Consider the following 23,798-nt stretch of genomic DNA (forward strand, 5'->3'; position numbering starts at 1 on the left):
AGGGCCTACCGGGCCAGCTCCCGCATGGCGCTCTCGAGTCCCTCGAGGGTCATGGGGTACATGCGGTCGTCGATCAGCTCACGGATCAGCCGGGTGGAGTGGGTGAACTCCCAGGCGCGGCGCGGCATGGGGTTGAGCCAGGCCAGGCGTGGGAACTTGTCCGTCAGGCGTTGTAGCCACACCGCGCCGGCCTCGTCGTTGAAGTGCTCGACGCTGCCGCCGGGGTGGGTGATCTCGTAGGGCGACATGGCGGCGTCGCCGACGATCACCACCTGGTAGTCATCGCCATAGGTATGCAGCACGTCCATCGTCGGGATGCGCTCATTGAGGCGCCTGGCCTGGTCTTGGGAATTGCTGCGCCATAGCCCCTCGTAGAGGCAGTTGTGGAAGTAGTAGGCCTCCAGGTGCTTGAACTCCGAGCGCGCCGCCGAGAAGAGCTCCTCGCAGGTGCGGATGTGGTCGTCCATGGAGCCGCCCACGTCGAGCAGCAGCAGCACCTTCACCGCGTTATGGCGCTCCGGGCGCATCTGGACGTTGAGCAGGCCGGCATCGCGAGCGGTCTCGCGGATGGTGGCGTCGACGTCGAACTCCTCCGCCGCCCCCTGGCGGGCGAACTTCCTCAGCCGGCGCAGCGCCATCTTGATGTTGCGGGTGCCCAGTTCCAGGGAGTCGTCATAGTCGCGGAAGCGCCGCTCGTCCCAGACCTTCACCGCCCGGCGATGGCGCGAGCCCTCCTGGCCGATGCGGATGCCCTCGGGGTTGTAGCCGTAGGCGCCGAAGGGACTGGTGCCGCCGGTGCCGATCCACTTGTTGCCGCCGGCGTGGCGCTCCTTCTGCTCCTCGAGGCGCTGCTTGAAGGTCTCGATCAGTTTCTCCAGCCCGCCCAGGGATTCGATCTGCGCCTTCTCCTCCTCGGAGAGCTGCTTCTCGAACTCGCGGCGCAGCCAGTCGTCGGGGATCAGCGCCTCGATGGCGGCATCCATGTCCTCCAGCCCCTCGAACCAGGCGGCGAAGGCGCGATCGAAGCGGTCGAAGTGGCGCTCATCCTTGACCATCACGGTGCGGGCGATGCGGTAGAAGGCCTCCATGTCGGCGAATACCACGCCACGCGCCACCACCGCATGGAGGTCGAGCAGCTCGCGCAGCGATACCGGCACCCCGGCACGCTTCAGGGTCTCGAACAGGCCGATAAACATGGGTCAGCGCCTCGGGTTGCCCTGGCGGCGCATCATGAAGGCCAGCCGCTCCAGTAACTGGGTATCCTGCTCGTTCTTGACGAGGGCGCCGGCCAGCGGCGGGATCGCCTTCACCGGGTCGCGCTGGTAGAGCGCCTCCCGGGCCAGGTCGTCGGCCATCAACAGTTTCAGCCAATCCACCAGCTCCGAGGTCGAGGGCTTCTTCTTCAGGCCCGGCGCCTGGCGCAGCTCGAAGAACACCTCCAGTGCCTCGCCGACCAGCGTCGGGGCGATCTCGGGGAAGTGCACGTCGATGATCGCCTGCATGGTCTCGCGGTCGGGAAACTCGATGTAGTGGAAGAAGCAGCGGCGCAGGAAGGCGTCGGGCAGCTCCTTCTCGTTGTTGGAGGTGATGACGATGATCGGGCGGTGTTTCGCCCGGATTGTCTCGCCGGTCTCGTAGACATGGAACTCCATGCGATCCAGCTCCTGGAGCAGGTCGTTGGGGAATTCGATGTCCGCCTTGTCGATCTCGTCGATCAGCAGCACCACCCGCTCGTCCGCGCTGAAGGCCTCCCACAGCTTGCCGGGCTTGATGTAGTTGGCGACGTTCTCCACGCCCTCGACGCACAGTTGGGAATCGCGCAGGCGGCTCACCGCGTCGTACTCGTAGAGCCCCTGGGCGGCCTTGGTGGAGGACTTGATATGCCAGGTGTGCAGCTCGGTGCCTAATGATGCCGCAAGCTCCTCGGCGAGCAGGGTCTTGCCGGTGCCCGGCTCGCCCTTGATCAGCAGCGGGCGCTCCAGGGTCACGGCGGCGTTGACCGCCTGCTTGAGGGCCTCGGTGGCCACGTAGGTGGAAGTGGAATCAAACGCCATGGGTGATGCCTCGGCAGATCGCAGATGGGGAAAGTCAAACGAGTGTACGGAAGGGGGCAGGAGGCGACAAATCCTGCCGGCGCATCACTCCGCGTAGATCATCCGGCGGGTCATGCCGCCGTCCACCACCAGGTTCTGGCCGGTGATGAAGCCCGCCTCGTCGGAGAGCAGGAAGGCCGCCATGGCGGCGATATCCTCGGGGCGGCCGACGCGCCCGACCGGGTGCTGGTCGCGATCGATGTCGCGATGCTCGACAGGCACGCGGTTGGCGGCCTTCTGCCAGTCGCCGACCTCGATCCACCCCGGGCTGATGGCGTTGACGCGGATCGCGGGGCCCAGGCTCACCGCCAGGGCATGGGTGAGCGCCACCACGCCGCCCTTGCTGGCGGCATAGGCCTCGGTATCGGGCTCCGACTGCAGTGCCCGGGTGGAGGCCATCAGCACCATGGCGCCACGGCTCTCGCGCAGGTGGGGGGCGGCATGCTTGGCGCAGAGCATCGCCCCGGTGAGGTTGGTGTCGAGGTAGGCCTGCCAGGTCTCGAGCGGCAGCGACTCCAGCGGGCCCTGGAAGGGGTCGGCCAGGCCGGCATTGTGGATCACCCCGTCGATCCGGCCGAAGCGTGCCACCGTCGCCTCGAGGCTCTCCGCGACCCGGGTCTCGTCGCGCACGTCCGCGACCATGGCCAGCAGGCGGTCGGCCTGGCCGAGGCGCTCGCGGCACTCGGCCAGCGCCTCGGCGTCGATGTCGGTCAGCGCCACGCAGTCGCCGCGGGCCAGCAGGTGCTCGGCGATGCCCAGGCCGATCCCCTGGGCGCCGCCGGTGAGGTAGACCACCCTGGGCGCGCTCATGCCTCATCTCCCTCGCCGAGGAGGCGGTAGGCCTCCACCAGGATCGCCGGGTCGTGCCCGGCGTGGCCGCGGCTGGCGTGGGCACGCATCAGCTGGGCGGCCAGGCCGCTCATGGGGGTGGCGCTGTTGCTGCGCTGGCTCTGGGCCACCGCCATGTCCAGATCCTTGAGCAGGGTACGCAGGTGCCAGGGCGGGTCGGCGAAGTCGCTCGTCGCCATGCGCGGGGTGAGGATCTGGAAGGGCTTGGAATCGGCGAAGCCGCCGGAGAGCGCCTCGACGAGCCGGGTGGCGTCCACGCCGCTCGCCTCGGCGAGCGCCACCATCTCGGCCAGCACCGCCGCCTGGCAGCCGACCACCATCTGGTTGCAGACCTTGGTCACCTGGCCGCTGCCCACGGGGCCCATGTGGGTCACCCGGGCGGAGAGGGGCGCGAGCAGCGGCCGGAGCGCCTCGATATCCTCGGCGTCGCCGCCGCACATGATGGCCAGGCTGCCTGCCTCGGCGCCGGCGACGCCACCGGAGACCGGCGCATCCACCCAGCGCATGCCGCATTCGCTCTCGAGCCAGTCGGCGAAGTCACGCGTCGAGGCGGGGTCGCTGCTGGAGAGGTCGACCAGCCGCTGTCCGGCACGGCCATGCTGGGCCACGCCTCCGTCGCCGAACACCACGTCCTCGACCACGGCGGTGTTGGCCAGGCACAGCAGTACCACGTCGACTCCCTCCACCAGTTCGGCGATGGAGCCGGCCACCCGGGCGCCGGCCTCGCCCAGGGGGGCGGCCTTGGCGGGGGTGCGGTTCCATACGGTCACGTCGAATCCCGCGGCCAGCAGTCGGCGCGTCATGGGGGTGCCCATCAGGCCGATGCCGATGAAGCCGAGGCGAGGCTGGGTCATGGAGGGTCTCCTGGCGAAGTGGACGGGAGAGGCAGCATGCGTGATGGACGGGTTTTTCGGCAACTCGGCTTGTCGGGCGCGGCGGGAATGTGCGAGAAGCGAAGGAGGGCGGGGCCGGCGCCAGGGCCGGGGAAGGCAAGATCTCGACAGGGAGAGGTGCCATGCAGCGACAGCAGCGCCAGAGGCCATCGGAGAAGCGCGCCAACCCGCGCCTGGAGCCCTCGCCATGAGCGGGGAAGCTCGCCGCGAGCCCGCCTGGCACAGCCAGGCGCCCGACGCGGTCCTCGCCGGGCTCGAGGCCTCTGAACGGGGCCTGACCGCCGAACAGGCAGCGGATCGGCTGGCGCGCCATGGCCACAACCGCCTGCCGGCACCGCACCGCAGCGGCCCGCTGCGTCGCTTTCTGCGCCAGTTCCATAACGTGCTGATCTATGTGCTGCTGGCCGCCGCGCTGGGCACGGCTGTGTTGCAGCACTGGGTCGATACCGGCGTGATCCTGGGGGTGGTGCTGATCAACGCCATCGTCGGCTTCCTCCAGGAGGGCAAGGCAGAGCAGGCCCTGGAGGCGATCCGCGGCATGCTCTCGCCCCGGGCCCAGGTGCTGCGCGACGGGAAACGGCGCACGGTCCCCGCCGAGGAGCTGGTACCCGGCGACCTGGTGTTCCTCCAGGCCGGGGACCGGGTGCCTGCCGACCTGCGCCTGCTGCAAAGCCACAACTTGCGCATCGACGAGGCGATGCTCACCGGCGAGTCGGTGGCCGTGGACAAGCAGACCGCGGCCGTGGACGCGAATGCCGACCTGGGCGACCGACGCTGCATGGCCTTCTCCGGCACCCTGGTGGCCTTCGGCCAGGGACGAGGCATGGTGGTGGAGACCGGCGCGAACACCGAGATCGGACATATCTCGACGCTGCTCGGCGAGGTGGAGACCCTGACCACGCCGCTGCTGCGCGATATCGCCACCTTCGGGCGCTGGCTGTCGGGCGCCATCGTGGTGCTGGCCGTCATCACCTTCGCTATCGGCTACGGGGTGCGCGACTACGACCTCGTGGAGACCTTCCTGGCCGCCGTCAGCCTGGCAGTGGCGGCCATCCCCGAGGGCCTGCCGGCGATCATGACCATCACCCTGGCCATCGGCGTGCAGCGCATGGCGGTGCGCAACGCCATCATCCGCCGCCTGCCGGCGGTGGAGACCCTGGGCTCGGTCACCACCATCTGCACCGACAAGACCGGCACCCTGACCCGCAACGAGATGACCATGAAGACCCTGCTCACCGCCGAGGAGCATTTCGAGGTCAGCGGAGTCGGCTACGAGCCCCGGGGTGGCTTCAGTCGCGCCGGCGAGGCGGTGGAGGTCGCGCACTACCCGGTGCTGGCCGAGGCGCTTGAGGGCATCCTGCTGTGCAACGATGCCGAGCTCCAGCAGCGGGACGGTGGCTGGCAGCTGGAGGGCGATCCCACGGAAGGCGCGCTGGTGGTCGCCGGGCTCAAGGCGGGGCTGGATGTCCGGGAGGTCACCAGGCGCTATCCCCGTGCCGACGTGATCCCCTTCGAGTCCCTCTACAAGTTCATGGTCACCCTCCACCAGCACCACCAGGGGGATCATGGCCTGCTCTACCTCAAGGGGGCGCCCGAGCGCGTGCTGGCCGTCTGCGACCATGAACGCACCGGGGAGGGCGACCGCCCGCTCGACCGGCCCTCCTGGGAGAGGCGCATGGAGGCGGTCGCCGCCCGCGGGCAGCGGCTGCTGGCGGTGGCGGTCAAGCGGGTGGACGCGAACCAGCGCACCCTGACCTTTCCCGACGTCGAGCAGGGGGGCCTGACCCTGGTGGCGGTGTGCGGCCTTATCGACCCGCCCCGTGAGGAGGCGATCGCCGCGGTCAAGCAGTGCCAGCAGGCCGGCATAGTGGTGAAGATGATCACCGGTGACCACGCGGTCACCGCCCGGGCCATCGCCGACGAGCTCGGCATTGCCACCGCGGGCGGGGTGATCCCGGGGCACGCTCTGGAGCAGGCCTCCGATGCGGACCTCGAGCGCCTGGTGTGCGAGGTGGATGTCTTCGCGCGCGCCACGCCGGAGCACAAGCTGCGCCTGGTGCGCGCTCTCCAGGCGAGCGGCCAGGTGGTGGCCATGACCGGCGACGGCGTCAACGACGCACCGGCCCTCAAGCGCGCCGACGTGGGGGTCGCCATGGGCATCAAGGGCTCGGAGGCCGCCCGGGAAGCGGCCGCCATGGTGCTGGCCGACGACAACTTCGCCTCCATCGCCCACGCCGTCGAGGAGGGGCGTACGGTCTACGACAACCTGCGCAAGGCCATTCTCTACATCCTGCCCACCAGCGGCGGCGAGGCGCTGACGATCCTGGCCGCCGTGCTGCTGGGCATGACCCTGCCGCTGCTGCCGGCCCAGGTGCTGTGGGTGAACATGGTCACCGCCGTGACCCTGAGCCTGGCCCTGGCCTTCGAACCCGCCGAGCCCGGCGTCATGCGCCGCCGCCCAAGGGATCCCGGCACGCCGATCCTCTCGGGCTTCCTGATCTGGCGCGTGGGCTTCGTCTCCCTGCTGCTGCTGGCGGGGACTTTCGGCCACTTCCTGTGGATGGAACAGCAGGGCGTCGAGATCGAGCTCGCCCGGACCGTGGCCATCAATGCCCTGGTGATGGGGGAGGTCGCCTACCTCTTCAACAGCCGCTATATCCTCGAGCCGGCCTGCAACCGCGCCGGCCTGCTGGGCAACCGTGCGGTGCTACTCGCCGTGGGCGTGCTGGTCATCCTGCAGGCGCTCTTCACCTATGCGCCACCGCTGCAGTTCCTGTTCGGCACCGCACCTCTGGGTGCGATGGAATGGGCCGGCATCCTGGCCTTCGGCGTGGTGCTCTTCGCCCTGGTGGAACTGGAAAAGGCCCTCTTCAGGCGGCGTGAGCGAGGCGCTCCCGGGGCGTGAAGGGGCGAGGCCGGCGAGGGAGGCATTGCCCATGGCACCGGCCAGGATTCCGGGCTAATTTCATGAGAACTAGAGAAATACGTGGCAAGCCTTGATGCCTCTCAAGGTCTGCCGCCAACTCCATGGCGCGGCCACATCCCGCTGATACACCATGCCTGCCAGTCGAGGCGGCACCGACCGGCCACCCAGACAAGGAATTTCTCATGCCGCCTGACGCTCGCCCCTTGCCGCCACTTGCGCCTGTGATTCATCACGCCCACGGCCCCTGCTGCTGCGGCTCACCGCTTCTGCAGCGTTTCCATGAGCGCATGATGGCGGAGATCAGTCGCCGCCACTTCCTGGGCGGGACGGCCGCCGTCTTGGCGCTCTTCGCCGGCCTTCACGTCCCCTCCGCGGTGGGTGAGAAGCCACGGGAGCGCGAGGGACCGCTGCTGCTGACCCACCTGCGCCTGTTCGACGGCAGCGGTTCGCCGCCGCGAGATGACGTGGCGGTGCGGGTGGAGGAGGGACGCATCGCGGCCCTCCTGCCCGGTGATGCCGACGCCGAGGGGGCCGAGGTGATCGACTGCGGCGGGCGGGTGCTGATGCCGGGGCTGATCGATGCCCACTGGCACACCACCCTTGCCGCCATCACCCAGGTGGCGGCGATGACCGCCGATGTGGGCTACGTGCACCTGGTGGCGGCCCGGGAGGCGGAGCGCACCCTGATGCGCGGGGTGACCAGCGTGCGCGACGTTGGGGGCCCTTCCTTCGCGCTCAAGCGCGCCATCGACGAGGGCATCGTCGCCGGCCCGCGGATCTTTCCCGCCGGCGCCATGATCTCCCAGACGTCGGGCCATGGCGATTTTCGCCTGCGCCACGAGGTGCCCCGTGGCACCACGACGCCGCTCAGCGAGCAGGAGCGCCAGGGGGTGGCGGCGATCGCCGACGGCGAGGCCGAGGTGCTGAGGCGCACCCGGGAGCAGCTGATGCTCGGCGCCTCCCAGATCAAGCTGATGGCTGGCGGCGGGGTGGCTTCCTCCTACGATCCCCTGGACAGCACCCAGTTCACCGAGCGCGAGCTGCGCGCCGCGGTGGAAGCCGCCGAGGACTGGGGCACCTACGTGACGGTGCACGTCTATACGCCGCGGGGCATCCAGCGCGCCCTGCGCGCCGGGGCGCGCTCCATCGAGCATGGCCAGCTGGCCGACGAGGAGAGCGTGCGCATGATGGCCGGGCAGGGCGCCTGGTGGAGCCTGCAGCCCTTCCTGCAGGACGAGGATGCCAATGTCTATCCCGACGAGGCGCGTCGTGAGACCCAGCGCCAGGTCACCGAGGGCACGGTGCGCGCCTACGAGATGGCCCGGCGCTTCGACGTCAAGACGGCCTGGGGCACCGATATCCTCTTCAGCCCCCAGAACACGCCGAACCAGCTGCGCCACCTGGCCAAGCTCACCCGCTTCTACGACCCGCTGACCGTGCTGGCCATGGCCACCGGGGGCAACGGCGAGTTGCTCGCGCTCTCGGGCCCGCGCAATCCCTATCCCGGCACCCTGGGGCGCATCGCGCCCGGCGCCCTGGCCGACCTGCTGGTGGTGGACGGCGACCTGAGCCGTGACCTCGATTTCCTTCACGATCCGGAGCGCAACCTGCGGCTGATCATGAAGGGCGGCCGCATCCACAAGGACCGCCTGGGAGAAGGCTCATGAAGGCTCGGCGGCTTCCACTGGTCCTGGCCCTGGGGCTTGCCGCGCTGGGTCTGGCGTCCCAGGCCCATGCCGACGCGGAGGGCTGGCGCTTCTGACCCGGCCGCCCGCCTCGCCATGGCGCATTTCGCGCCTGGGGGGCGCCCGGATGGTGCAGTGCCGCATGGCGGCCGCCGGGTGGAGGAGAGGCTAAACACCTCGATAATTACATAACCATTTGTATTTTAAAAAACTTTAAAATTGTTGGCCCGATCTTCGCAAGTAGTCAGGCATGATCGCCGAGGCAGAGTGGCGATTCACCGAGTGAGCTGGCGTGCTCCAACTGGTCCCCTTCGGGGGGCCTTTTTTTTGCGTGCTTGAAAGGCGAGGGCGCACTCATGGCAGTCAGGCTGCTAGGGTCATGGTAATGGTGCCAGTCATACTCCGGTCATGCGTTGGCGCATGATCGCCCATCTCCAGGAGCGGCAGTCGATGGCGAACCTGTTCGAGGCGATACCCGAAGGCCTTGCCGAGGAGCGGTACGATGAGGTCGTGAGCGGCCGCGGGGTGACGGTGGAGCGCATCGTGTCGCGCGGCCACACCTCGCCCGACACCGGCTGGTACGACCAGCCGCGCCACGAGTGGGTGCTGGTGCTCAAGGGCCAGGGCGTGGTGGCCTTCGAGAATGGCGAGTCGGTGACGCTCGGCCCGGGCGACCACCTGACGATTCCCGCCCACCGCCGGCATCGTGTCGCCTGGACCGCCCCGGACGAGGCAACCATCTGGCTGGCGGTTCACTACGACTGAGGCCGGCGTCGGCAAGGCCCGCGACCCTTGGCGACGTAGCCGGCGGGGCGCAAGGAGCGGCCGCCAGGTGCCGAGCGGACGCTAGTGTTCGTCCGGTCCGTGCCTCACACTGGCGCGGATGGCTCGCTGCACAGGGAACCGACGATGCGCCTGAGGCTTCTCTCCGACCTGCACCTGGAACACTTCGACAGCCCACCGGAACTGCCGGAGGCCAGCGCCGATGCGGTGATCCTCGCCGGCGACATCCACGCCGGCCTCCAGGGGCTCGGCTGGGCAGCGGAGCGCTTTGCCGGCACCCCGATCCTCTATGTCCCCGGCAACCACGAGTTCTACGGCACCGGCATGTCCGTGCTGCGACGGGAACTGGCCGCCGAGGCCGCACGGCTCGGCATCCACCTGCTGGACAACCGCTCGCTGACCCTGGACGGCGTGCGCTTTCACGGCACCACGCTATGGACCGACTTCGCTCTCTATGCCGGCCAGCCGGAACATGACCCGGCACTCACCGAGGCCAGGGCGCTGGCCCTGATGCCGGATTTCCGTATCATCGAGCAGCCGGAGGGGGCGGTGTTCACCCCGGCGGAGAGCCGCCGCCTGCATGCCGAGGCCCTGGCCTGGCTGGATGCCGAGCTGGCCCGGCCGTTCAGCGGCCCGAGGGTGGTGATCAGCCACCATGCGCCCCTGGCCGACTGCATCCCGGGGTGCTACCGCGGCGATGCGCTGTCGCCGGCCTTCGCCTCCCATCTGCCGCAGCTGATGGGCCGCATGGACCTCTGGCTCCATGGCCATGTCCACGAGCCGGTGGACCTCGCGTCCGGCGGCACCCGGGTCATCGCCAACCCCGGTGGCTACCCGGACGAGTTCGTCCCGCCTCTCTTCGCCCCCGACCTGATCATCGAGGTGAACGCCCCATGACGCTGCTCATCGGTACCTACCTGCTGGCGAGCCTGGCGGCGGTGATCCTCTACGGCGTCGACAAGGCCGCGGCCCGGCGAGGCGATCGGCGCATCCGCGAGTCGACCCTGCAGCTTGTCGCCCTCGTCGGCGGCTGGCCGGGCGCCCTGCTGGCCCGGCGCTGGTTTCGCCACAAGACCCGCAAGCAGCCCTTCGGCATCATCCTGTGGGGCTGTGCGGCCCTGAACCTCGGCCTGGTGGCGTGGCTTGCCACGGCGGATGCCGCTGCTGGCTTGCGCCAGCTGGCAAGCCTCGAGTAGCGCCCTTGTCGAGCGATCGCCGGACAGAACGGGACGGCACGGCGCGCCACGGTTTCATCCTCACCCGGCACTGGGAGGAGACGTCTCGGGGCACCGAGGTCACCCTGTGGCTGGCCACCGACGAGGGCCCGCTCAGGTTGCGCCTGCCGCCGCAACCTTCGGTGGCCTTCCTGCCGGCCGAGCAGCGCACCCGGGCCGAGTCGCTGCTGGCCGGCGAGCCGGGCGTCACGCTGCGCGAGCTGGCGCTGCGCGACTTCCATCACCGTCCGGTGCTCGGCCTCTACTGCCGGCAGCATCGCCAGCTGGTTGCCCTCGAGCGCCGCCTGCGTGAGGCCGGCCTGTCACTTTACGAGGCCGATATCCGGCCCCCGGAGCGCTACCTGATGGAGCGCTTCATCACCGCGCCCGTCACGGTGACCGGCACGCCGGACGGGGAGGGAGGCCTGGCAGAGGCGCGCCTGCGGCCGGCACCGGGCTATCGCCCGCGGCTGCGCACGGTGTCGCTGGATATCGAGACCAGCGCCCGGGGCGAGCTCTACTCGATTGCCCTGGAGGGCTGCGGGGCGCGCCGGGTCTACATGCTGGGGCCGCCGCGGGGAGAAGCGGAGGGGCTCGACTTCGCGCTGGAGTACTGCGACAGCCGGGCCGGGCTGCTCGCGCGGCTCAACGCCTGGTTCGCCGAGTTCGACCCCGACGCCATCATCGGCTGGAACCTGGTGCAGTTCGACCTGCGCATCCTGCACGAGCATGCCCGCGCGCATGGCGTGCCGTTGCGGCTGGGGCGCGGCGGCGCCGAGACGGAGTGGCGAGCCCACGGCCACCAACCCAACCACTTCTTCGCCTCGGCCGCCGGGCGGCTGATCATCGACGGCATCGAGGCGCTGCGCTCGGCGACCTGGCACTTCCCCTCCTTCAGCCTGGAGAACGTCGCCCGTACGCTGCTCGGCGAGGGCAAGGCGATCGACAACCCCTACCAGCGCCTCGACGGCATCCTGCGCATGTTCGCCGAGGACAAGCCGGCGCTGGCCCGCTACAACCTCAGGGATTGCGAGCTGGTGACGCGGATCTTCGCCAGAACCGAGCTGCTGGAATTCCTGCTGGAACGCGCCACGGTGACCGGCCTGCCCGTCGATCGCAGCGGCGGCTCGGTGGCGGCCTTCACCCACCTCTACTTGCCCCGGCTGCATCGGCTGGGGCTGGTGGCGCCCAACCTCGGCGAGGGGGAGAGGGCCGAGAGCCCCGGCGGCTTCGTCATGGACTCGCGCCCGGGCCTCTACGACTCGGTGCTGGTGCTCGACTTCAAGAGCCTCTACCCCTCGATCATCCGCAGCTTCCTGATCGACCCGGCGGGGCTGGTGGAAGGGCTCGCCGACCCCTCGGAGGCCGCCTCGGTGCCGGGCTTTCGCGGCGCGCGCTTCTCGCGCACTCGCCATGCGCTGCCAGCCATCGTCGAGCGGGTGTGGGAGGGGCGCGAGGCCGCCAAGCGTGCCGGCAATGCGCCGCTTTCCCAGGCATTGAAGATCATCATGAACAGCTTCTACGGGGTGCTCGGCTCCCGGGGCTGCCGCTTCTTCGACGCGCGTCTCGCCTCGTCGATCACCATGCGCGGCCACGCCATCATGCGGCGCACCCGCGAGCTGATCGAGGCCGAGGGGGTTACCGTGATCTACGGTGACACCGACTCCACCTTCGTCTGGCTGGGTCGTCCCTTTGACGAAGCGGAGGCCGAGGCGGTCGGCCGGCGGCTGGTGGCGCGGGTCAACGTCTGGTGGCGAGCGCAGCTGGCCGAGGAGTACGGCCTCGAGAGCGCCCTGGAGCTGCAGTTCGAGACCCACTACCGGCGCTTCCTGATGCCCACCATCCGTGGCGCCGAGGCGGGCAGCAAGAAGCGCTACGCGGGCCTGGTGCGGGACGCGGATGGCAGCGAGCGGCTGGTGTTCAAGGGGCTCGAGACGGTGCGCAGCGACTGGACGGAGCTCGCCAAGGAGTTCCAGCAGGTGCTCTACCGGCGGGTCTTCGTCGGCGAACCCTGGCGGGACTACGTGCGCGACTATGTACAGGCCTTCCTGCGGCGTGCCCGGGAGGGGGAGTTCGACGAGCGGCTGGTCTATCGCAAGCGGCTGCGGCGCCGCCTCGACGACTACCGCCGCAACGTGCCGCCCCACGTGCGGGCGGCAAGGCTCGCCGACGCGGAAAATGACCGGCTGGGCCGGCCGCGCCAGTACCAGAACGGCGGCTGGATCCGCTACGTGATGACGGTAGCCGGCCCCGAACCCCTGGAGGCTCACTCCTCGCCCATTGATACCGACCACTACCTGACCCGGCAGCTGCAGCCGGTGGCCGACGCCATCCTGCCCTTCGTCGGCGACGACTTCGAGAGCCTGATCGATCGCCAGCTGGGGCTGTTCTGAGCCGGCAGGTCGGCTCAGGAGGGCGAAGGCGCGTCGGTCATGGCTGCCGCGGGGTGGCGCCCGAACTGCAGCTCGGCCAGGTGGCGGTAGAGCGGGCTCGCTTCGAGCAGCGCCTCATGGCGGCCGCTGGCCACCAGCCGGCCCTGGTCCAGCACCAGCAGGCGGTCGGCGGCAACCACGGTGGCCAGGCGATGGGCGATCACCAGGCTGGTGCGGCCCACCATCAGCCGGTCCAGGGCCTGCTGCACCAGCCGCTCGCTCTCCGCGTCCAGGGCACTGGTGGCCTCGTCGAGGAGCAGCACCCGGGGCGCCTTGAGCAGCGCCCGGGCAATGGCCAGGCGCTGGCGCTGGCCGCCGGAGAGCTGCACGCCGCCGGGGCCGAGCGAGGTGTCGAACCCCTGGGGCAGGGCCTCGATGAAGCCCAGGGCATTGGCATCCCCGGCGGCCCGGCGCAGCTCCTCGAGGCTGGCCGTGGGTTGGCCGAAACGCAGGTTCTCGGCCACGCTGCCGGTGAAGAGCACCGGCTCCTGGGCCACCAGCCCCAGCGCATGGCGCAGCTCTCGCGGATCCAGGTCGCGAAGGTCGATGCCGTCCAGGCGCAGGGTGCCGGCGCCGGGATCATGGAAGCGCAGCAGCAGCGAGAGCAGGGTGCTCTTTCCGGCCCCGGAGGGGCCGACCAGCGCCACCCGCTCCCCCGGACGGATGGTGAGGTCCAGGGCATCCAGCGCCGGGGTCTCCCGGCCCGGGTAGGTGAAGCTCACCGCCTCCAGGCGGATCTCCCCGGAGAGCGGCTCGGGCAGGGGGCGCGGATGAGGGGGTGGCGTGATGCCCGGGCGAGTATCCAGCAGTTCCAGGAGGCGCTCCGCGGCGCCCGCCGCGCGCTGCACGTCGCCGGCCACCTCGGCCAGGGTCGCCACGGCCCCCGCCGCCAGCACCGCGTAGAAGACGAAGGCCGAGAGCTCCCCGGCGCTCAGGCTGCCGGCCAGGACTGCCTGGCCGCCCTGCCACAGCATCATGCCGACCGCGGCGAAGACCGCCAGCATGGCAATGCCCGTCAGCCAGGCGCGCTGGCGGGTACGGGCCACGGCGGTGGCGAAGGCCTCCTCGACCCGTGCCCCATAGGCCCGGCGATCCTGCGTCTCGTGGGTGAAGGCCTGGACGGTGCGGATCCCGGCCAGGGCCTCCCCGGCATAGCGGCCGAGCTCCGCCACCCGGTCCTGGCTGAAGCGCGAGAGGCGTCGCACCCGGCGCCCGAACCAGAGGATCGGCAGCACCGTGGCGGGGATGCCCAGCAGCACGATGGCCGAGAGCCATGGCTGGGTCACCAGCATCAGCGCCACCGACCCGACCAGCATCAGCAGGTTGCGAAGGGCCAGCGAGATCGACGAGCCGAACAGGCTCTGCAGCACGCTGGTGTCCGCCGTCAGTCGCGAGGCGATCTCCCCGGCGCCGCCGCTCTCCCCGGCACTGCCCTCGAAGACGCCGGGCTCGAGGTCGAGCAGGTGGTCGAAGACCCGGCGCCGCAGGTCGGCCGCCAGCCGCTCGCCGATCCAGGTGACCAGGTAGTAGCGCAGCGCCGAGGCCATCGCCAGCACCGCCACCACCGCGAGCATCAGGCCGAGGGCCTGGTCGAGTCGTGCGCGGTCCTCGGCCAGAAACCCCTGGTCGATGACCAGGCGCAGCCCCTGGCCGAGCAGCAGCACGCTGGCCGCGGCGGCGAGCAGCGCCAGGGCGGCCAGCACCAGGCGCCAGCGGTAGGGGCGCAGCAGGGTCAGCAGGCGCAGCAGCACGCGGGGGTCGGGTCGGGATGCCATGGAGGTCTCGGCGGCTTGGACGGGAGGTATTGCCGCGACGATAGCAGCCCGGGGAGGTCACTGCATGGCGGGGCGCGGCAGCCTGCGACGCGATGCCGCTTGAAGCGCCCGCCGGTCGCCAGCATAGTGCGGGAAACCCTTTCCGGATGGAGAGCGAGATGGCCGATTCCCTGACCCTGGGCTGCCCCCACTGCGGGGCCACCAATCGCGTCGCCCGGGCGCGCCTCGGCCACGGGCCGAAGTGCGGCAAGTGCAAGCAGGCGCTGTTCACCGGCGAGCCAGTGGCGCTCAACGCGGCCAACTTCCCTGCCCTGGTGGAGCGCAGCGAACTGCCGGTGGTCGTGGACTTCTGGGCCAGCTGGTGCGGGCCCTGCAAGATGATGGCGCCGATCTTCGCCGAGGCCGCCCGGGAGCTCGAGCCCCGCCTGCGCTTCGCCAAGCTCGATACCGAGGCCGAGCAGGCGCTGGCGGCGCGTTTCGGCATCCGCAGCATTCCCACCCTGATCGTGTTCAGGAACGGCCGGGAAGTCGCCCGCCAGCCGGGAGTGCTGCAGGGGCCGCAGCTGAGGCAGTGGCTCGAACCGCACCTGGCGTGACACCCGCCGGCACGCTCTCCAGCAGGGTCAGCTCGGGGCCCTGGGGCGTCACCACCACGCAGTTGCGCCCGCTCTCCTTGCCGGCATAGAGGGCCCGGTCGGCGCGCAGGAGACCCGGGTCGAGGCTGGTCTCGCCATCGTCGACCCGGCTGATGCCTACCGTGACCGTCAGCTCCAGCGCCACGCCCTTGACCTCCAGGGGACGGCGACATACGGCCTCACGCAGGCGTTCGGCAACCTCCCTGGCGGTGATCAGGTTGGCCAGGGGCAGGGCGATCACGAACTCCTCGCCGCCATAGCGGCCGATGATGTCGCTCTCGCGCAGGACGGACTGGCAGCGGGCGGCGACCACCGTCAGCGCCAGGTCGCCGATGGCATGGCCATGCACGTCGTTGATGGCCTTGAAGTAGTCGACATCCACCATGCACAGCGACAGGGGGGTGCCGTCGCGGTGGGCCCGGCGGCGCTCCTGCTCGGCCAGCTCGAAGAAGCGCCGGCGATTGGTGATCCCCGTCAGCTCATCGGTCCTGGCCATATGGCGCAGGCGCTGCTCCAGCTGGTTTCGCTCCCCGATCTCCTCCTTCAGCCGGCGGTTGACCGAGCGTTCCTCCAGCAGGCTGGCGAACTGGGCGCGCTGCAGCCGGTGGATGCGGGAGACGGTCAGCCAGCACAGCAGGTTGACGAAGCCCAGCAGCAGCAGGCTGTTCACCAGGACCCCGCCGGGCAGCGGTGACCACACGACCACCGAAGCGAGGAAGCCGCCGATCAGGTAGGCATTGCTGGCCAGCATCCAGGGCAGACGGTTCGGAATGAAGAGGTAGAGGGCCATGCTGGCGGCCACGATGGAGGCGAGGTTGGTCATGACGCCATCCGGCCGCAGGGGGATGGTGAGCAGCAGGCCGCTGACGGCCAGCAGGCAGACGAGGTTGATCGACAGTGGCGCCTGGGCCAGGGAGGGGCGCCGCCATACCGCCAGGGCCAGCAACAGGAAGCTCGTGGCGACGGTGGCGCGCATGGCCAGCAGCACCATGAAGGCGTCGCTGGTGCCCAGCAGGCTGAAGTCCGTCAGGCTGAAGGCGAGGAAGAGCCCGGCGGCCACCACCAGCGCATGACGCAGCTGGCAGGCGTCATGGGCCTGCATGGTGCGGCGGAACAGGGCCTCCCGGGCGGCGTCCCGGAACTCCCCACGCCAATCCAGCTCGTTGCCATCCCCTGCGTTGGTGGCCATTCGTACTTCCTTGAGGGACGGCGCCCGTCTTGATGACTACGGCCGTCCGCTTCCCTTGAGTGGGTGTTCTTATGGAAGTCCTGCCGTCGGTGCCTGCGCACACGGCAGCGATACCGGGGAAGCATGGCGACAAATTGCGCATCCCGCCAGCCACCTCATGCAAGTGTCACAGTTAGCTCACGGCTCTTGTAAGCGATCGCTTACAGAGCAAGTGTGAGTCACGTACTAGAGGGGGCTCAGCGGTTATTCTGCCTCGGCACCCAGCTTCTCCAGGCGGGTGAACCACTTGCGACAGTCATCCGCGTCGAGGCCCTCCACCGAACCGATCAGCGTCTCGCGCACCGGCTTGAAGCCCACGAACCCCAGGATATTGCGTTCCAGCGACCTGACGCTGTGGGCGCGATAGAGGTGGCGGTAGATCACGGCGGGCATGCCCATGGTCACCACGACGCGCGCCGAGCGTCCGGTCAGTCCCTTGTGGCCCAGGGGGTTGCCTTTTACGTACTCGAAGGCGAAGTGCGGTCGCATCACCTGCTCGAGGAACCCCTTCACCAGCGCCGGCATGTCGCCGAGCCACAGCGGGAAGAACAGCACCAGGTGCTCGCACCAGCGGATGGCGTCCGCTGCCTCGTCGAGCGAGGCGGGCATGCGCTCCTCCGTCCAGGTCTGCTGGCTGCGCAGCAGCGGGAAGTCCAGGTCGGCGACCCTCACCGTGCGCACCTCGTGCCCCGCCGTCTCCGCGCCCAGACGGTAGTGCTCGGCCAGGACATGCAGCAGGTGGGGGGCGGTGGCATCGGGGTGGCCCTGAAGGATCAGGATGCGGCGCATGGCGACTCTCCCTCCGCAATATGGGTCAGGGCTTCAGCATAGCGGGATCTGTGCCCTGCGTGACACGGCTCGGTGGCCGTGTGCCGGCCCGTGCTCAGCCCTGGCGCTTGAGCTGCTCGCGCAGCTGTTTGGGCACCTGCTTGATGATCAGCCGGTCCTGATCCTCGTCGTACTCCACGCCGGAGCCGAGCAGGTGGGAGTCGAAGCTGATCGACACCCCGCCGGCGCGGCCGGTGAAGCGTCGAAACTGGCTGAGGGTGCGCCGGTCCGGGGGGATCTCCGGGGAGAGGCCGTAATCGGCGTTTCTGATGTGGTCGTAGAAGGCCTTCGGCTGCTGCTCGTCGAGGACCTCAGAGAGCGCCTCCAGGGTCATCGGCTCGCCGCGGCGGGCCTGGTCGCTGGCGTAGTCGATCAGCGCGTCGGTCTTCTCGCGGCTGGCCTCCTCGGGCAGGTCCTCCTGCTCGACGTAGTCGCTGAAGGCCTTGAGCAGGGTGCGGGTCTCGCCGCTGGCGTCCACTCCCTCCTCGGCGCCGAGCAGGGCGGCGAAGCCCTCGGCGAGCTTCTTGCCGCCGCGGTCGCGGGTCCAGGCCAGGTACTGCCGCGAGTCGCCGGCCTGCCACTGGTTCAGGTTGAGGCGCGCCGCCAGGGTCATCTGCGCCAGGTTCAGCTGGCGCACCGGCACCACGGCAAGCTGGTCATCGATGCCGAAGCCCTCCCGGTGGTGCAGCAGCGCGAGGCTCAGGTAGCGGGTGTCGCCGAGCTGGTGGTGGAGCACCAGCAGGTCGCCGGAGAGCGAGAGGTGGGCGCCGACCAGCTCGGCGATGCGGCCCGCCAGGTCGCGGGAGAAGGCGACGAAGTCGCGGCCCCCGTCGAGGTAGTCGGAAAGCTCGCTGGCGAAGGGCGAGCTCACTTCGCCCTCGGGCGTCGTCTCGGCGAAGTGGCCCCAGGCCCTGGGCTTGGCATTGAAGGCATCGTTGAAGCCGGCCAGCAGGTCGTCCAGGGCCGGGGAGGGGGGCAGCTCCGCCGTGGCGGGCACCAGGCTCATCGGCGCCTCGCCGGCGGCCTTGTCGATGCGATGGATGATGCTGTGCAGGATCGGCATGGGAACTCCGCGGTGAGGTGGCGAGGAGGGCGATGATACCCGCCCGGGGCGCCCCTCGATAGCCGGCCCCGGGGCGCGGGGCCGGTCGAGGGTCGTGGCAGCGCAGCACCCGACTATGCTGATGAAAGGGGACGCACGCCTGCGCCTTGTCCGGGCCTCGTCCTGCCGCGTGACCCGATATCGAGGCCCGAACACACCCACGCCGGAGGCGGCTTGCATGCGAATCGTGGTAGCCCTGGGCGGCAATGCCCTGTTGCGGCGTGGCGAGCCCATGACCATCGACAACCAGCGCCATAACGTGCGGCGCGCGGCGGCCGCCCTGGCCGAGCTCGCCGGTCGCCACCAGCTGGTGGTGACCCATGGCAACGGCCCCCAGGTGGGCCTGCTGGCGCTCCAGGCGCAGGCCTACGCCGAGGTCGCCCCCTATCCGCTGGACGTGCTGGACGCCGCCACCGAGGGCATCATCGGCTACCTGATCGAGGCCGAGCTGCTCAACGAGATGCCGCCCGGTGCCAGCTGCGCCAGCCTGCTGACCCGGGTCGAGGTGGATGCCGACGACCCCGCCTTCCTGACCCCGTCGAAGGCCATCGGCCCCGGCTACGACCGCGACACCATGCAGCGGCTCAAGGCCGAGAAGGGCTGGGCCTTCGTCGAGGAAACCACCGGCCACTGGCGACGGGTGGTCGCCTCCCCCCTGCCGCGGCGCATCCTGCCCATCGACATCATCCGCCGCCTGATGGAGGCCGGGGTGGTGGTGATCTGCGCCGGGGGTGGCGGCATTCCCACGGTGCGCGGGGCCGGCGGGCGGCTGGAGGGCGTGGAGGCGGTCATCGACAAGGATCATGCCGCCGGGCTGCTGGCGGCGCGGCTGGACGCCGACGCCCTGCTGCTGCTGACCGACGTGGCGGCGGTCTACGACGGCTGGGGTGGCTCGGCGCCCCGGCCGCTGGGCCCGGTCACCCCGGGCGAACTGGCCAGCCGGACCTTCGAGCCGGGCTCCATGGCCCCCAAGGTGGCGGCCGCCTGCGAGTTCGTGCTCTCCCGGGGCGGCGTCGCCGGCATCGGGGCTTTGGAAGACGCCTGCCGGATCCTGGAGGGCCAGGCCGGCACCCTGGTCCGCGCGTGAGGGCTCAGGGCTTGAGGCGATAGCCGCTCTTGAAGATCCAGCCCACCACGGCGAGTGCGGCGGCCAGGAACAGCAGGATCATGCCCAGGCTGACCAGCGGGCTGACGTCGCTGATGCCGTAGAAGCTCCAGCGGAAGCCGCTGATCAGGTAGACCACCGGGTTGGCCAGGGTCACCGTCTGCCAGAAGGGCGGCAGCATGTCGATGGAGTAGAAGGTGCCGCCCAGGAAGGTCAGCGGGGTGATCACCAGCAGCGGCACCAGCTGCAGCTTCTCGAAGCCGTCGGCCCAGATGCCGATGATGAACCCCAGCAGGCTGAAGGTCACCGCGGTGAGCACCAGGAACACCACCATCATCAGCGGATGGTCGATGGAGTAGGGCACGAAGAGCCGCGCCGTGACCAGCACGATGGCGCCGAGGATCAGCGACTTGGTCGCCGCCGCGCCCACGTAGCCCAGTACCACCTCGACGTAGGACATCGGCGCCGAGAGGATCTCGTAGATCGACCCCGAGAAGCGCGGGAAGAAGATGCCGAAGGAGGCGTTGGAGACGCTCTGGGTGAGCAGCATCAGCATGATCAGGCCCGGCACGATGAAGGCGCCGTAGCTGATGCCGTCCACCTCGCTGATGCGGGTGCCGATGGCCGCGCCGAACACCACGAAGTAGAGCGAGGTGGAGATCACCGGCGAGACGATGCTCTGCAGCACGGTGCGCAGGCTGCGCGCCATCTCGGCCAGGTAGAGGGTCTTGACGGATTGCAGGTTGAAACGCTTCATGCTCAGTGACGCTCCTGGACCAGGCTGACGAAGATGTCCTCCAGCGAACTCTGGCGGGTGTGCAGGTCCTTGACCCGCAGCCCCACCGCCTCGAGGTCGGCCAGCAGCCCCGAGATCGTCGAGCCTCCCTCCTGGCGGGCGGCATCGTAGCTGTAGACCAGCGCATGGCCCTCGTCGGCAAGTGCCAGGCCGTGGCCCGCCAGCGACTCCGGCACCGCCGTGAGCGGCTCCTGCAGGTGCAGGGTCAGCTCCTTGCTGCCGAGCTTGCGCATCAGCGCATGGGTGTTCTCCACCAGCACGATCTCCCCGCGGCGGATCACCCCGATGCGGTCGGCCATCTCCTCGGCCTCCTCGATGTAGTGGGTGGTGAGGATGATGGTCACCCCCTGGTCGCGCAGCCCGCGCACCACCTCCCACATCTCGCGGCGCAGCTCCACGTCCACGCCGGCGGTGGGCTCGTCCAGGAACAGCACCTGGGGCTCGTGGGAGAGCGCCTTGGCGATCAGCACCCGGCGCTTCATGCCCCCGGAGAGCTCCAGCAGCCGGTTGTTGCGCTTCTCCCACAGCGTCAGCGAGCGCAGCACCTTCTCGATGTGCGCCGGGTCCTTGGGCTTGCCGAACAGCCCGCGGCTGAAGCTCACCGTGTCCCACACCGTGGTGAAGGCCTCGTTGGTCAGCTCCTGGGGCACCAGGCCGATCAGCGACCGCGCCGCGCGGTAGTCGCCGACGTTGTCGTGGCCATCCACCAGTACCCGGCCGCGGCTGGCGTTGACCAGCCCGCAGATCACGCTGATCAGGGTCGTCTTGCCTGCGCCGTTGGGGCCGAGCAGGGCGAATATCTCGCCCCGCTGGATGGTGAGGTCGACATCCACCAGCGCCTTGAAGCCATCGGCGAAGATCTTCGAGAGCCCCTCGACCTGGATCATCGGCGCGTCACTCAAGGGTGATGTCCCCGTCGAAGTCGAGCGCCAGGCTCAGGCCGTCCACTTCCACGGTCACCCGTGCCGGCAGGCGCTCGTTGCCCTCGAGGTGTCCCTCGGCGAGCGCGCGCTGCACGGCCTTCTCGATCTCCTGCTGGGTGGTGACGCCCACCGTCTTCAGCAGCTTGCGGATGCTCTGTTGAAAGGCCTCGTCGTTCATTGGCGGCTCCTCCTGTGGTGATCGCTGGTGCCTCCCATCCTAGCGCGACTGGCCGGATGATACAGGGGTTGTACAAGAAAAAGCCGTGCATGGCGGCCATGCACGGCGTCGATCGGCGCGAGGCGGGCGATCAGCTGCGCTCGGTGACCTCCAGCAGGTGGTAGCCGAACTGGGTCTTCACCGGGCCCTGCACCTTGCCCACTTCCCCCTCGAAGACCGCCTTGTCGAACTCCGGCACCATCTGGCCCGGGCCGAAGGTGCCGAGCTCGCCGCCCTGCTTGCCGGACGGGCAGGAGGAGTGCTCGCGGGCGACCTCGGCGAAGTCGCGACCGCCCTCGATCTCGGCCTTGAGTTCGTTACACTTCGCTTCGCTGTCCACCAGGATATGACGTGCGCTTGCCTGAGCCATGTTGCTCTCCTCGATGATCGGCAGGGATGCCGGTTGATGTGCCCCGAGCATATCACGCCACTTTCCGGTTTTCGTGGGAGCCCACACGCATGACACCCGACCGGTCTTGGAAAGAGTGCTCCTTGCAGCGTGATTCCCCGTCTCCGTCCTCACTTATGGCGGCCAGCAGGTCTTCGTAGGAGCGAAGCTTGCTTCGCGATTGGGGCCTTCCTGGCAGTCAAGCTTGCAGTGCGAATCACTCCGCCACGGGTGATTGGCGCAGGCTGATGCCGCGGCGTAGCATTGCGCCCACGATTCTCATCGCAAGGAACCGCGACCTCCCATGTTCTAACAGACCTTCAAGAACATCGACGATCTGCTGTGGAAAGAGGCCGGCTGCGCCACCGAGCTGAAGCAGTCCCTGCTGCAGAAAGCCTTCTCGGGTGGGCTGACGCCCGAGCGAGCCGGGGCGGCAGTGAAGGAGGGGACGGCATGAGCACCGAGAGCCAGACGCCCATCGTCATCTACCAGGAAGCCGGCCAGGCGGTCGAGGTGTGGTTGGATGCTGAATACGAGACCGTCTGGCTGAACCTGCAGCAGTTCTCCGAGGTCTTCGGTCGAGATAAGCCTTTGATTTATCATCACTTGCGTAATATCTACAAGGAAGGCGAGCTGGAGCGCCGGGCAAGAGTTGCAAAAAATGCAACAGTTCAAGACGAGAGTGCCAGGCAGGTTCGCCGCCAGATCGAGCTTTACAACCTCGATGCCATTATCTCGGTGGGCTATCGTGTCAACTCCCGACGCGCCGTGCAGTTCCGGCAGTGGGCCACCTGGGTGCTGCGCGAGCATCTTACACAGGGCTGGACGCTGAACCTCCAGCGCTTCGAGGAGAACTGGAGAGGCCACCACTGGCGCTGGACCTTAGAGGGCTACCATCAGGTAGAGCCTTGCGGTTCAAGTGTCGTGGTGGATGTGCTGACGCCGGAATCCACCGTGAGGGCCTTGCTGGCTTGCTTCAGGCCGGGCGTTCATCGTTCTATCTCCCCTTCTTCAACCTGAACGTCAGAGCCGCCTTCGATAGAGGAGTGCTCCATGCTCAACCGATCCGCCCTGCTGTTGCGCTACAAGACCCCGGCCGTGAAGTGGATCAACGACGCCGACCCCGCGCCGAGCGGCGGCAGCGTTACCCTGGAAGAGATCAACAGCGACCTGACCGTCTACCTGATCAGCGACGAGGTGGCGGAGTCGCCGGAGGAGGTCAGGCGGTGGGTCAAGGCCAACTGGTGCAGCCTGTTCGAGTCGGAGTTGGAGGGCTGGTACACCGACCCGACGCTGTGGCCGAAGCGCACCCTGAAGCGCTTCGACGAGTGGTTCGATGTCGAGTGCCACAGCATGCTGGTCGATACGATTGGGACGCCCATCGAGGACGATGAGGCGGAGGACTGACCGGGAGCCACCATGAAGCCCTTCTCTATCCTGCTGATCCGCCTGCTGGGTCTCTATCTCTTCCTGAAGACGCTGTTCGCGGTGGTGCCGGCGCTGGCGCTGCTCGGGCCCAATGCCGCCGAGCCCGGGGTCGGGAAGTTGCTGTTGATCTATGTGGCGACGGTGGGGGTGCCGATGCTCGGCGGTGTGCTGCTGTGGTGCTTCGCCGACCGGCTGGCGGAGAGGCTGCATGGCGGCGTCGAGGCCGATGCCGGCGCGCGAATCGCGGACGAGGACTTTGTTCGGGCCGGCACCTTCCTGATCGGCGTATATCTGGTGGTGCGTCACGTCGGCATGTTGGTGGCGGCCTACACGGGCGCGGGTGCCGTCGCCTATGACGCCCTGTTCGTGGTGGTGCTGGGCCTTGGCATGATGCTGGGCAGTGGCGCCATCGCCGCGCTCTACCGCCGAGTCAAGTATCTGGGGGTGGATCGGTAGGCTGCCCTTGCCCTCAGAACCGCCGCCCGCCGTCATTCCCGA

At 69.1% G+C, this 23,798-nt stretch carries 23 protein-coding genes; 11 read left to right on the forward strand and 12 right to left on the reverse strand.

The window, feature by feature from the left end; translation table 11 throughout:
- Positions 1-5 precede the first annotated feature (5 nt).
- The 4 genes from DFP85_RS10700 to DFP85_RS10715 all read right to left on the reverse strand — a co-directional run bounded on the left by DFP85_RS10700 (position 6) and on the right by DFP85_RS10715 (position 3,796).
- Complete coding sequence (locus DFP85_RS10700; protein ID WP_133636277.1) at positions 6-1,196, reverse strand: vWA domain-containing protein; 1,191 nt, start codon at positions 1,194-1,196, stop codon at positions 6-8.
- A gap of 3 nt (positions 1,197-1,199) precedes the next feature.
- Complete coding sequence (locus DFP85_RS10705) at positions 1,200-2,054, reverse strand: AAA family ATPase (RefSeq protein ID WP_133636278.1); 855 nt, start codon at positions 2,052-2,054, stop codon at positions 1,200-1,202.
- An 84-nt stretch (positions 2,055-2,138) separates the two neighbouring features.
- Positions 2,139-2,903: an SDR family oxidoreductase gene (locus DFP85_RS10710; protein ID WP_133636279.1), complete on the reverse strand. Its 765-nt coding sequence runs from the start codon at positions 2,901-2,903 to the stop codon at positions 2,139-2,141.
- The gene (locus DFP85_RS10715) at positions 2,900-3,796 is read right to left on the reverse strand and encodes an NAD(P)-dependent oxidoreductase (protein WP_133636280.1); all 897 of its coding nucleotides are present in this window, start codon (positions 3,794-3,796) and stop codon (positions 2,900-2,902) included. Before DFP85_RS10715 ends, DFP85_RS10710 begins: the two co-directional genes overlap by 4 nt.
- 226 nt (positions 3,797-4,022) lie before the next feature.
- Between DFP85_RS10715 and DFP85_RS10720 the strand changes: the two genes are divergently transcribed.
- From DFP85_RS10720 to DFP85_RS10745, 6 genes are all read left to right on the forward strand, one after another.
- Positions 4,023-6,740 (forward strand): cation-transporting P-type ATPase, encoded by a 2,718-nt coding sequence (locus DFP85_RS10720; protein ID WP_133636281.1) that lies wholly within the window; start codon positions 4,023-4,025, stop codon positions 6,738-6,740.
- A 311-nt stretch (positions 6,741-7,051) separates the two neighbouring features.
- On the forward strand, positions 7,052-8,428 hold the full coding sequence (locus DFP85_RS10725; protein WP_243737274.1) for a metal-dependent hydrolase family protein: 1,377 nt from the start codon (positions 7,052-7,054) through the stop codon (positions 8,426-8,428).
- 468 nt (positions 8,429-8,896) lie between these two features.
- Positions 8,897-9,211: a cupin domain-containing protein gene (locus tag DFP85_RS10730; protein ID WP_133636283.1), complete on the forward strand. Its 315-nt coding sequence runs from the start codon at positions 8,897-8,899 to the stop codon at positions 9,209-9,211.
- Positions 9,212-9,355: 144 nt separating this feature from the next.
- Positions 9,356-10,126, forward strand: coding sequence for a metallophosphoesterase (locus DFP85_RS10735; protein ID WP_133636284.1), 771 nt, complete (start codon positions 9,356-9,358; stop codon positions 10,124-10,126).
- Positions 10,123-10,425: a DUF1294 domain-containing protein gene (locus DFP85_RS10740; RefSeq protein WP_133636285.1), complete on the forward strand. Its 303-nt coding sequence runs from the start codon at positions 10,123-10,125 to the stop codon at positions 10,423-10,425. Before DFP85_RS10735 ends, DFP85_RS10740 begins: the two co-directional genes overlap by 4 nt.
- Before the next feature lie 5 nt (positions 10,426-10,430).
- Positions 10,431-12,836 carry a DNA polymerase II gene (locus DFP85_RS10745; protein ID WP_133636286.1) on the forward strand — a complete coding sequence of 802 codons (2,406 nt, stop codon included), beginning with the start codon at positions 10,431-10,433 and terminating at the stop codon, positions 12,834-12,836.
- A 14-nt stretch (positions 12,837-12,850) separates the two neighbouring features.
- Here DFP85_RS10745 and DFP85_RS10750 read toward each other — a convergent pair whose 3' ends face one another.
- A complete protein-coding gene (locus tag DFP85_RS10750) occupies positions 12,851-14,650 on the reverse strand; it encodes an ABC transporter transmembrane domain-containing protein (RefSeq protein ID WP_133636287.1) in 1,800 nt (599 codons plus the stop codon).
- 158 nt (positions 14,651-14,808) lie between these two features.
- On the opposite strand from DFP85_RS10750, the gene trxC reads away from it, so the two are divergent.
- On the forward strand, positions 14,809-15,246 hold the full coding sequence (gene trxC / locus DFP85_RS10755; RefSeq protein WP_133636288.1) for a thioredoxin TrxC: 438 nt from the start codon (positions 14,809-14,811) through the stop codon (positions 15,244-15,246).
- Here the strand turns inward: trxC and DFP85_RS10760 are convergent.
- The 3 genes from DFP85_RS10760 to yejK form a co-directional block, all read right to left on the reverse strand.
- Complete coding sequence (locus DFP85_RS10760) at positions 15,161-16,474, reverse strand: GGDEF domain-containing protein (protein WP_133636289.1); 1,314 nt, start codon at positions 16,472-16,474, stop codon at positions 15,161-15,163. The genes trxC and DFP85_RS10760 overlap by 86 nt on opposite strands.
- Before the next feature lie 243 nt (positions 16,475-16,717).
- The gene (locus DFP85_RS10765) at positions 16,718-17,302 is read right to left on the reverse strand and encodes an NAD(P)H-dependent oxidoreductase (protein WP_133636290.1); all 585 of its coding nucleotides are present in this window, start codon (positions 17,300-17,302) and stop codon (positions 16,718-16,720) included.
- A gap of 94 nt (positions 17,303-17,396) precedes the next feature.
- Positions 17,397-18,404: a nucleoid-associated protein YejK gene (gene yejK, locus DFP85_RS10770; protein ID WP_133636291.1), complete on the reverse strand. Its 1,008-nt coding sequence runs from the start codon at positions 18,402-18,404 to the stop codon at positions 17,397-17,399.
- Positions 18,405-18,621: 217 nt separating this feature from the next.
- Here yejK and DFP85_RS10775 point away from each other — a divergent pair, with 217 nt between their 5' ends.
- The gene (locus DFP85_RS10775; protein WP_133636292.1) at positions 18,622-19,530 is read left to right on the forward strand and encodes a carbamate kinase; all 909 of its coding nucleotides are present in this window, start codon (positions 18,622-18,624) and stop codon (positions 19,528-19,530) included.
- Positions 19,531-19,534: 4 nt separating this feature from the next.
- On the opposite strand, the gene DFP85_RS10780 is transcribed toward DFP85_RS10775, so the two are convergent.
- From DFP85_RS10780 to DFP85_RS10795, 4 genes are all read right to left on the reverse strand, one after another.
- Positions 19,535-20,305, reverse strand: coding sequence for an ABC transporter permease (locus DFP85_RS10780; RefSeq protein ID WP_106229282.1), 771 nt, complete (start codon positions 20,303-20,305; stop codon positions 19,535-19,537).
- Positions 20,306-20,307: 2 nt separating this feature from the next.
- Positions 20,308-21,231, reverse strand: coding sequence for an ABC transporter ATP-binding protein (locus DFP85_RS10785; RefSeq protein WP_133636357.1), 924 nt, complete (start codon positions 21,229-21,231; stop codon positions 20,308-20,310).
- 7 nt (positions 21,232-21,238) lie between these two features.
- Entirely contained in the window at positions 21,239-21,445 is a 207-nt protein-coding gene (locus tag DFP85_RS10790; RefSeq protein WP_106229284.1) for a DUF6494 family protein, read from the reverse strand.
- 130 nt (positions 21,446-21,575) lie between these two features.
- Entirely contained in the window at positions 21,576-21,854 is a 279-nt protein-coding gene (locus tag DFP85_RS10795) for a peptidylprolyl isomerase (RefSeq protein WP_106229285.1), read from the reverse strand.
- Between the two features lie 471 nt (positions 21,855-22,325).
- On the opposite strand from DFP85_RS10795, the gene DFP85_RS10805 reads away from it, so the two are divergent.
- Genes DFP85_RS10805 through DFP85_RS10815 form a run of 3 tightly spaced genes read left to right on the forward strand, consistent with a single transcriptional unit; the run spans position 22,326 to position 23,756 of the window.
- On the forward strand, positions 22,326-22,892 hold the full coding sequence (locus tag DFP85_RS10805; protein ID WP_133636293.1) for a virulence RhuM family protein: 567 nt from the start codon (positions 22,326-22,328) through the stop codon (positions 22,890-22,892).
- 33 nt (positions 22,893-22,925) lie between these two features.
- On the forward strand, positions 22,926-23,279 hold the full coding sequence (locus DFP85_RS10810) for a hypothetical protein (RefSeq protein ID WP_133636294.1): 354 nt from the start codon (positions 22,926-22,928) through the stop codon (positions 23,277-23,279).
- A gap of 12 nt (positions 23,280-23,291) precedes the next feature.
- Complete coding sequence (locus DFP85_RS10815) at positions 23,292-23,756, forward strand: hypothetical protein (RefSeq protein WP_133636295.1); 465 nt, start codon at positions 23,292-23,294, stop codon at positions 23,754-23,756.
- The last annotated feature ends 42 nt before the right edge of the window (positions 23,757-23,798 follow it).

This window comes from Halomonas ventosae (assembly GCF_004363555.1).
Taxonomy (GTDB): domain Bacteria; phylum Pseudomonadota; class Gammaproteobacteria; order Pseudomonadales; family Halomonadaceae; genus Halomonas; species Halomonas ventosae.

Bases quoted from the DNA above. Each gene is read 5' to 3' on its own strand.
- DFP85_RS10700 (WP_133636277.1), bottom strand. From the start codon at position 1,196: ATGTTTATCGGCCTGTTCGAGACCCTGAAGCGTGCCGGGGTGCCGGTA.
- DFP85_RS10785 (WP_133636357.1), bottom strand. From the start codon at position 21,231: ATGATCCAGGTCGAGGGGCTCTCGAAGATCTTCGCCGATGGCTTCAAG.
- trxC (WP_133636288.1), top strand. From the start codon at position 14,809: ATGGCCGATTCCCTGACCCTGGGCTGCCCCCACTGCGGGGCCACCAAT.
- DFP85_RS10790 (WP_106229284.1), bottom strand. From the start codon at position 21,445: ATGAACGACGAGGCCTTTCAACAGAGCATCCGCAAGCTGCTGAAGACG.
- DFP85_RS10760 (WP_133636289.1), bottom strand. From the start codon at position 16,474: ATGGCCACCAACGCAGGGGATGGCAACGAGCTGGATTGGCGTGGGGAG.
- DFP85_RS10710 (WP_133636279.1), bottom strand. From the start codon at position 2,903: ATGAGCGCGCCCAGGGTGGTCTACCTCACCGGCGGCGCCCAGGGGATC.
- DFP85_RS10715 (WP_133636280.1), bottom strand. From the start codon at position 3,796: ATGACCCAGCCTCGCCTCGGCTTCATCGGCATCGGCCTGATGGGCACC.
- DFP85_RS10815 (WP_133636295.1), top strand. From the start codon at position 23,292: ATGAAGCCCTTCTCTATCCTGCTGATCCGCCTGCTGGGTCTCTATCTC.
- DFP85_RS10725 (WP_243737274.1), top strand. From the start codon at position 7,052: ATGGCGGAGATCAGTCGCCGCCACTTCCTGGGCGGGACGGCCGCCGTC.
- DFP85_RS10730 (WP_133636283.1), top strand. From the start codon at position 8,897: ATGGCGAACCTGTTCGAGGCGATACCCGAAGGCCTTGCCGAGGAGCGG.
- DFP85_RS10720 (WP_133636281.1), top strand. From the start codon at position 4,023: ATGAGCGGGGAAGCTCGCCGCGAGCCCGCCTGGCACAGCCAGGCGCCC.
- DFP85_RS10810 (WP_133636294.1), top strand. From the start codon at position 22,926: ATGCTCAACCGATCCGCCCTGCTGTTGCGCTACAAGACCCCGGCCGTG.
- yejK (WP_133636291.1), bottom strand. From the start codon at position 18,404: ATGCCGATCCTGCACAGCATCATCCATCGCATCGACAAGGCCGCCGGC.
- DFP85_RS10805 (WP_133636293.1), top strand. From the start codon at position 22,326: ATGAGCACCGAGAGCCAGACGCCCATCGTCATCTACCAGGAAGCCGGC.
- DFP85_RS10735 (WP_133636284.1), top strand. From the start codon at position 9,356: ATGCGCCTGAGGCTTCTCTCCGACCTGCACCTGGAACACTTCGACAGC.
- DFP85_RS10795 (WP_106229285.1), bottom strand. From the start codon at position 21,854: ATGGCTCAGGCAAGCGCACGTCATATCCTGGTGGACAGCGAAGCGAAG.
- DFP85_RS10740 (WP_133636285.1), top strand. From the start codon at position 10,123: ATGACGCTGCTCATCGGTACCTACCTGCTGGCGAGCCTGGCGGCGGTG.
- DFP85_RS10765 (WP_133636290.1), bottom strand. From the start codon at position 17,302: ATGCGCCGCATCCTGATCCTTCAGGGCCACCCCGATGCCACCGCCCCC.
- DFP85_RS10750 (WP_133636287.1), bottom strand. From the start codon at position 14,650: ATGGCATCCCGACCCGACCCCCGCGTGCTGCTGCGCCTGCTGACCCTG.
- DFP85_RS10780 (WP_106229282.1), bottom strand. From the start codon at position 20,305: ATGAAGCGTTTCAACCTGCAATCCGTCAAGACCCTCTACCTGGCCGAG.
- DFP85_RS10775 (WP_133636292.1), top strand. From the start codon at position 18,622: ATGCGAATCGTGGTAGCCCTGGGCGGCAATGCCCTGTTGCGGCGTGGC.
- DFP85_RS10705 (WP_133636278.1), bottom strand. From the start codon at position 2,054: ATGGCGTTTGATTCCACTTCCACCTACGTGGCCACCGAGGCCCTCAAG.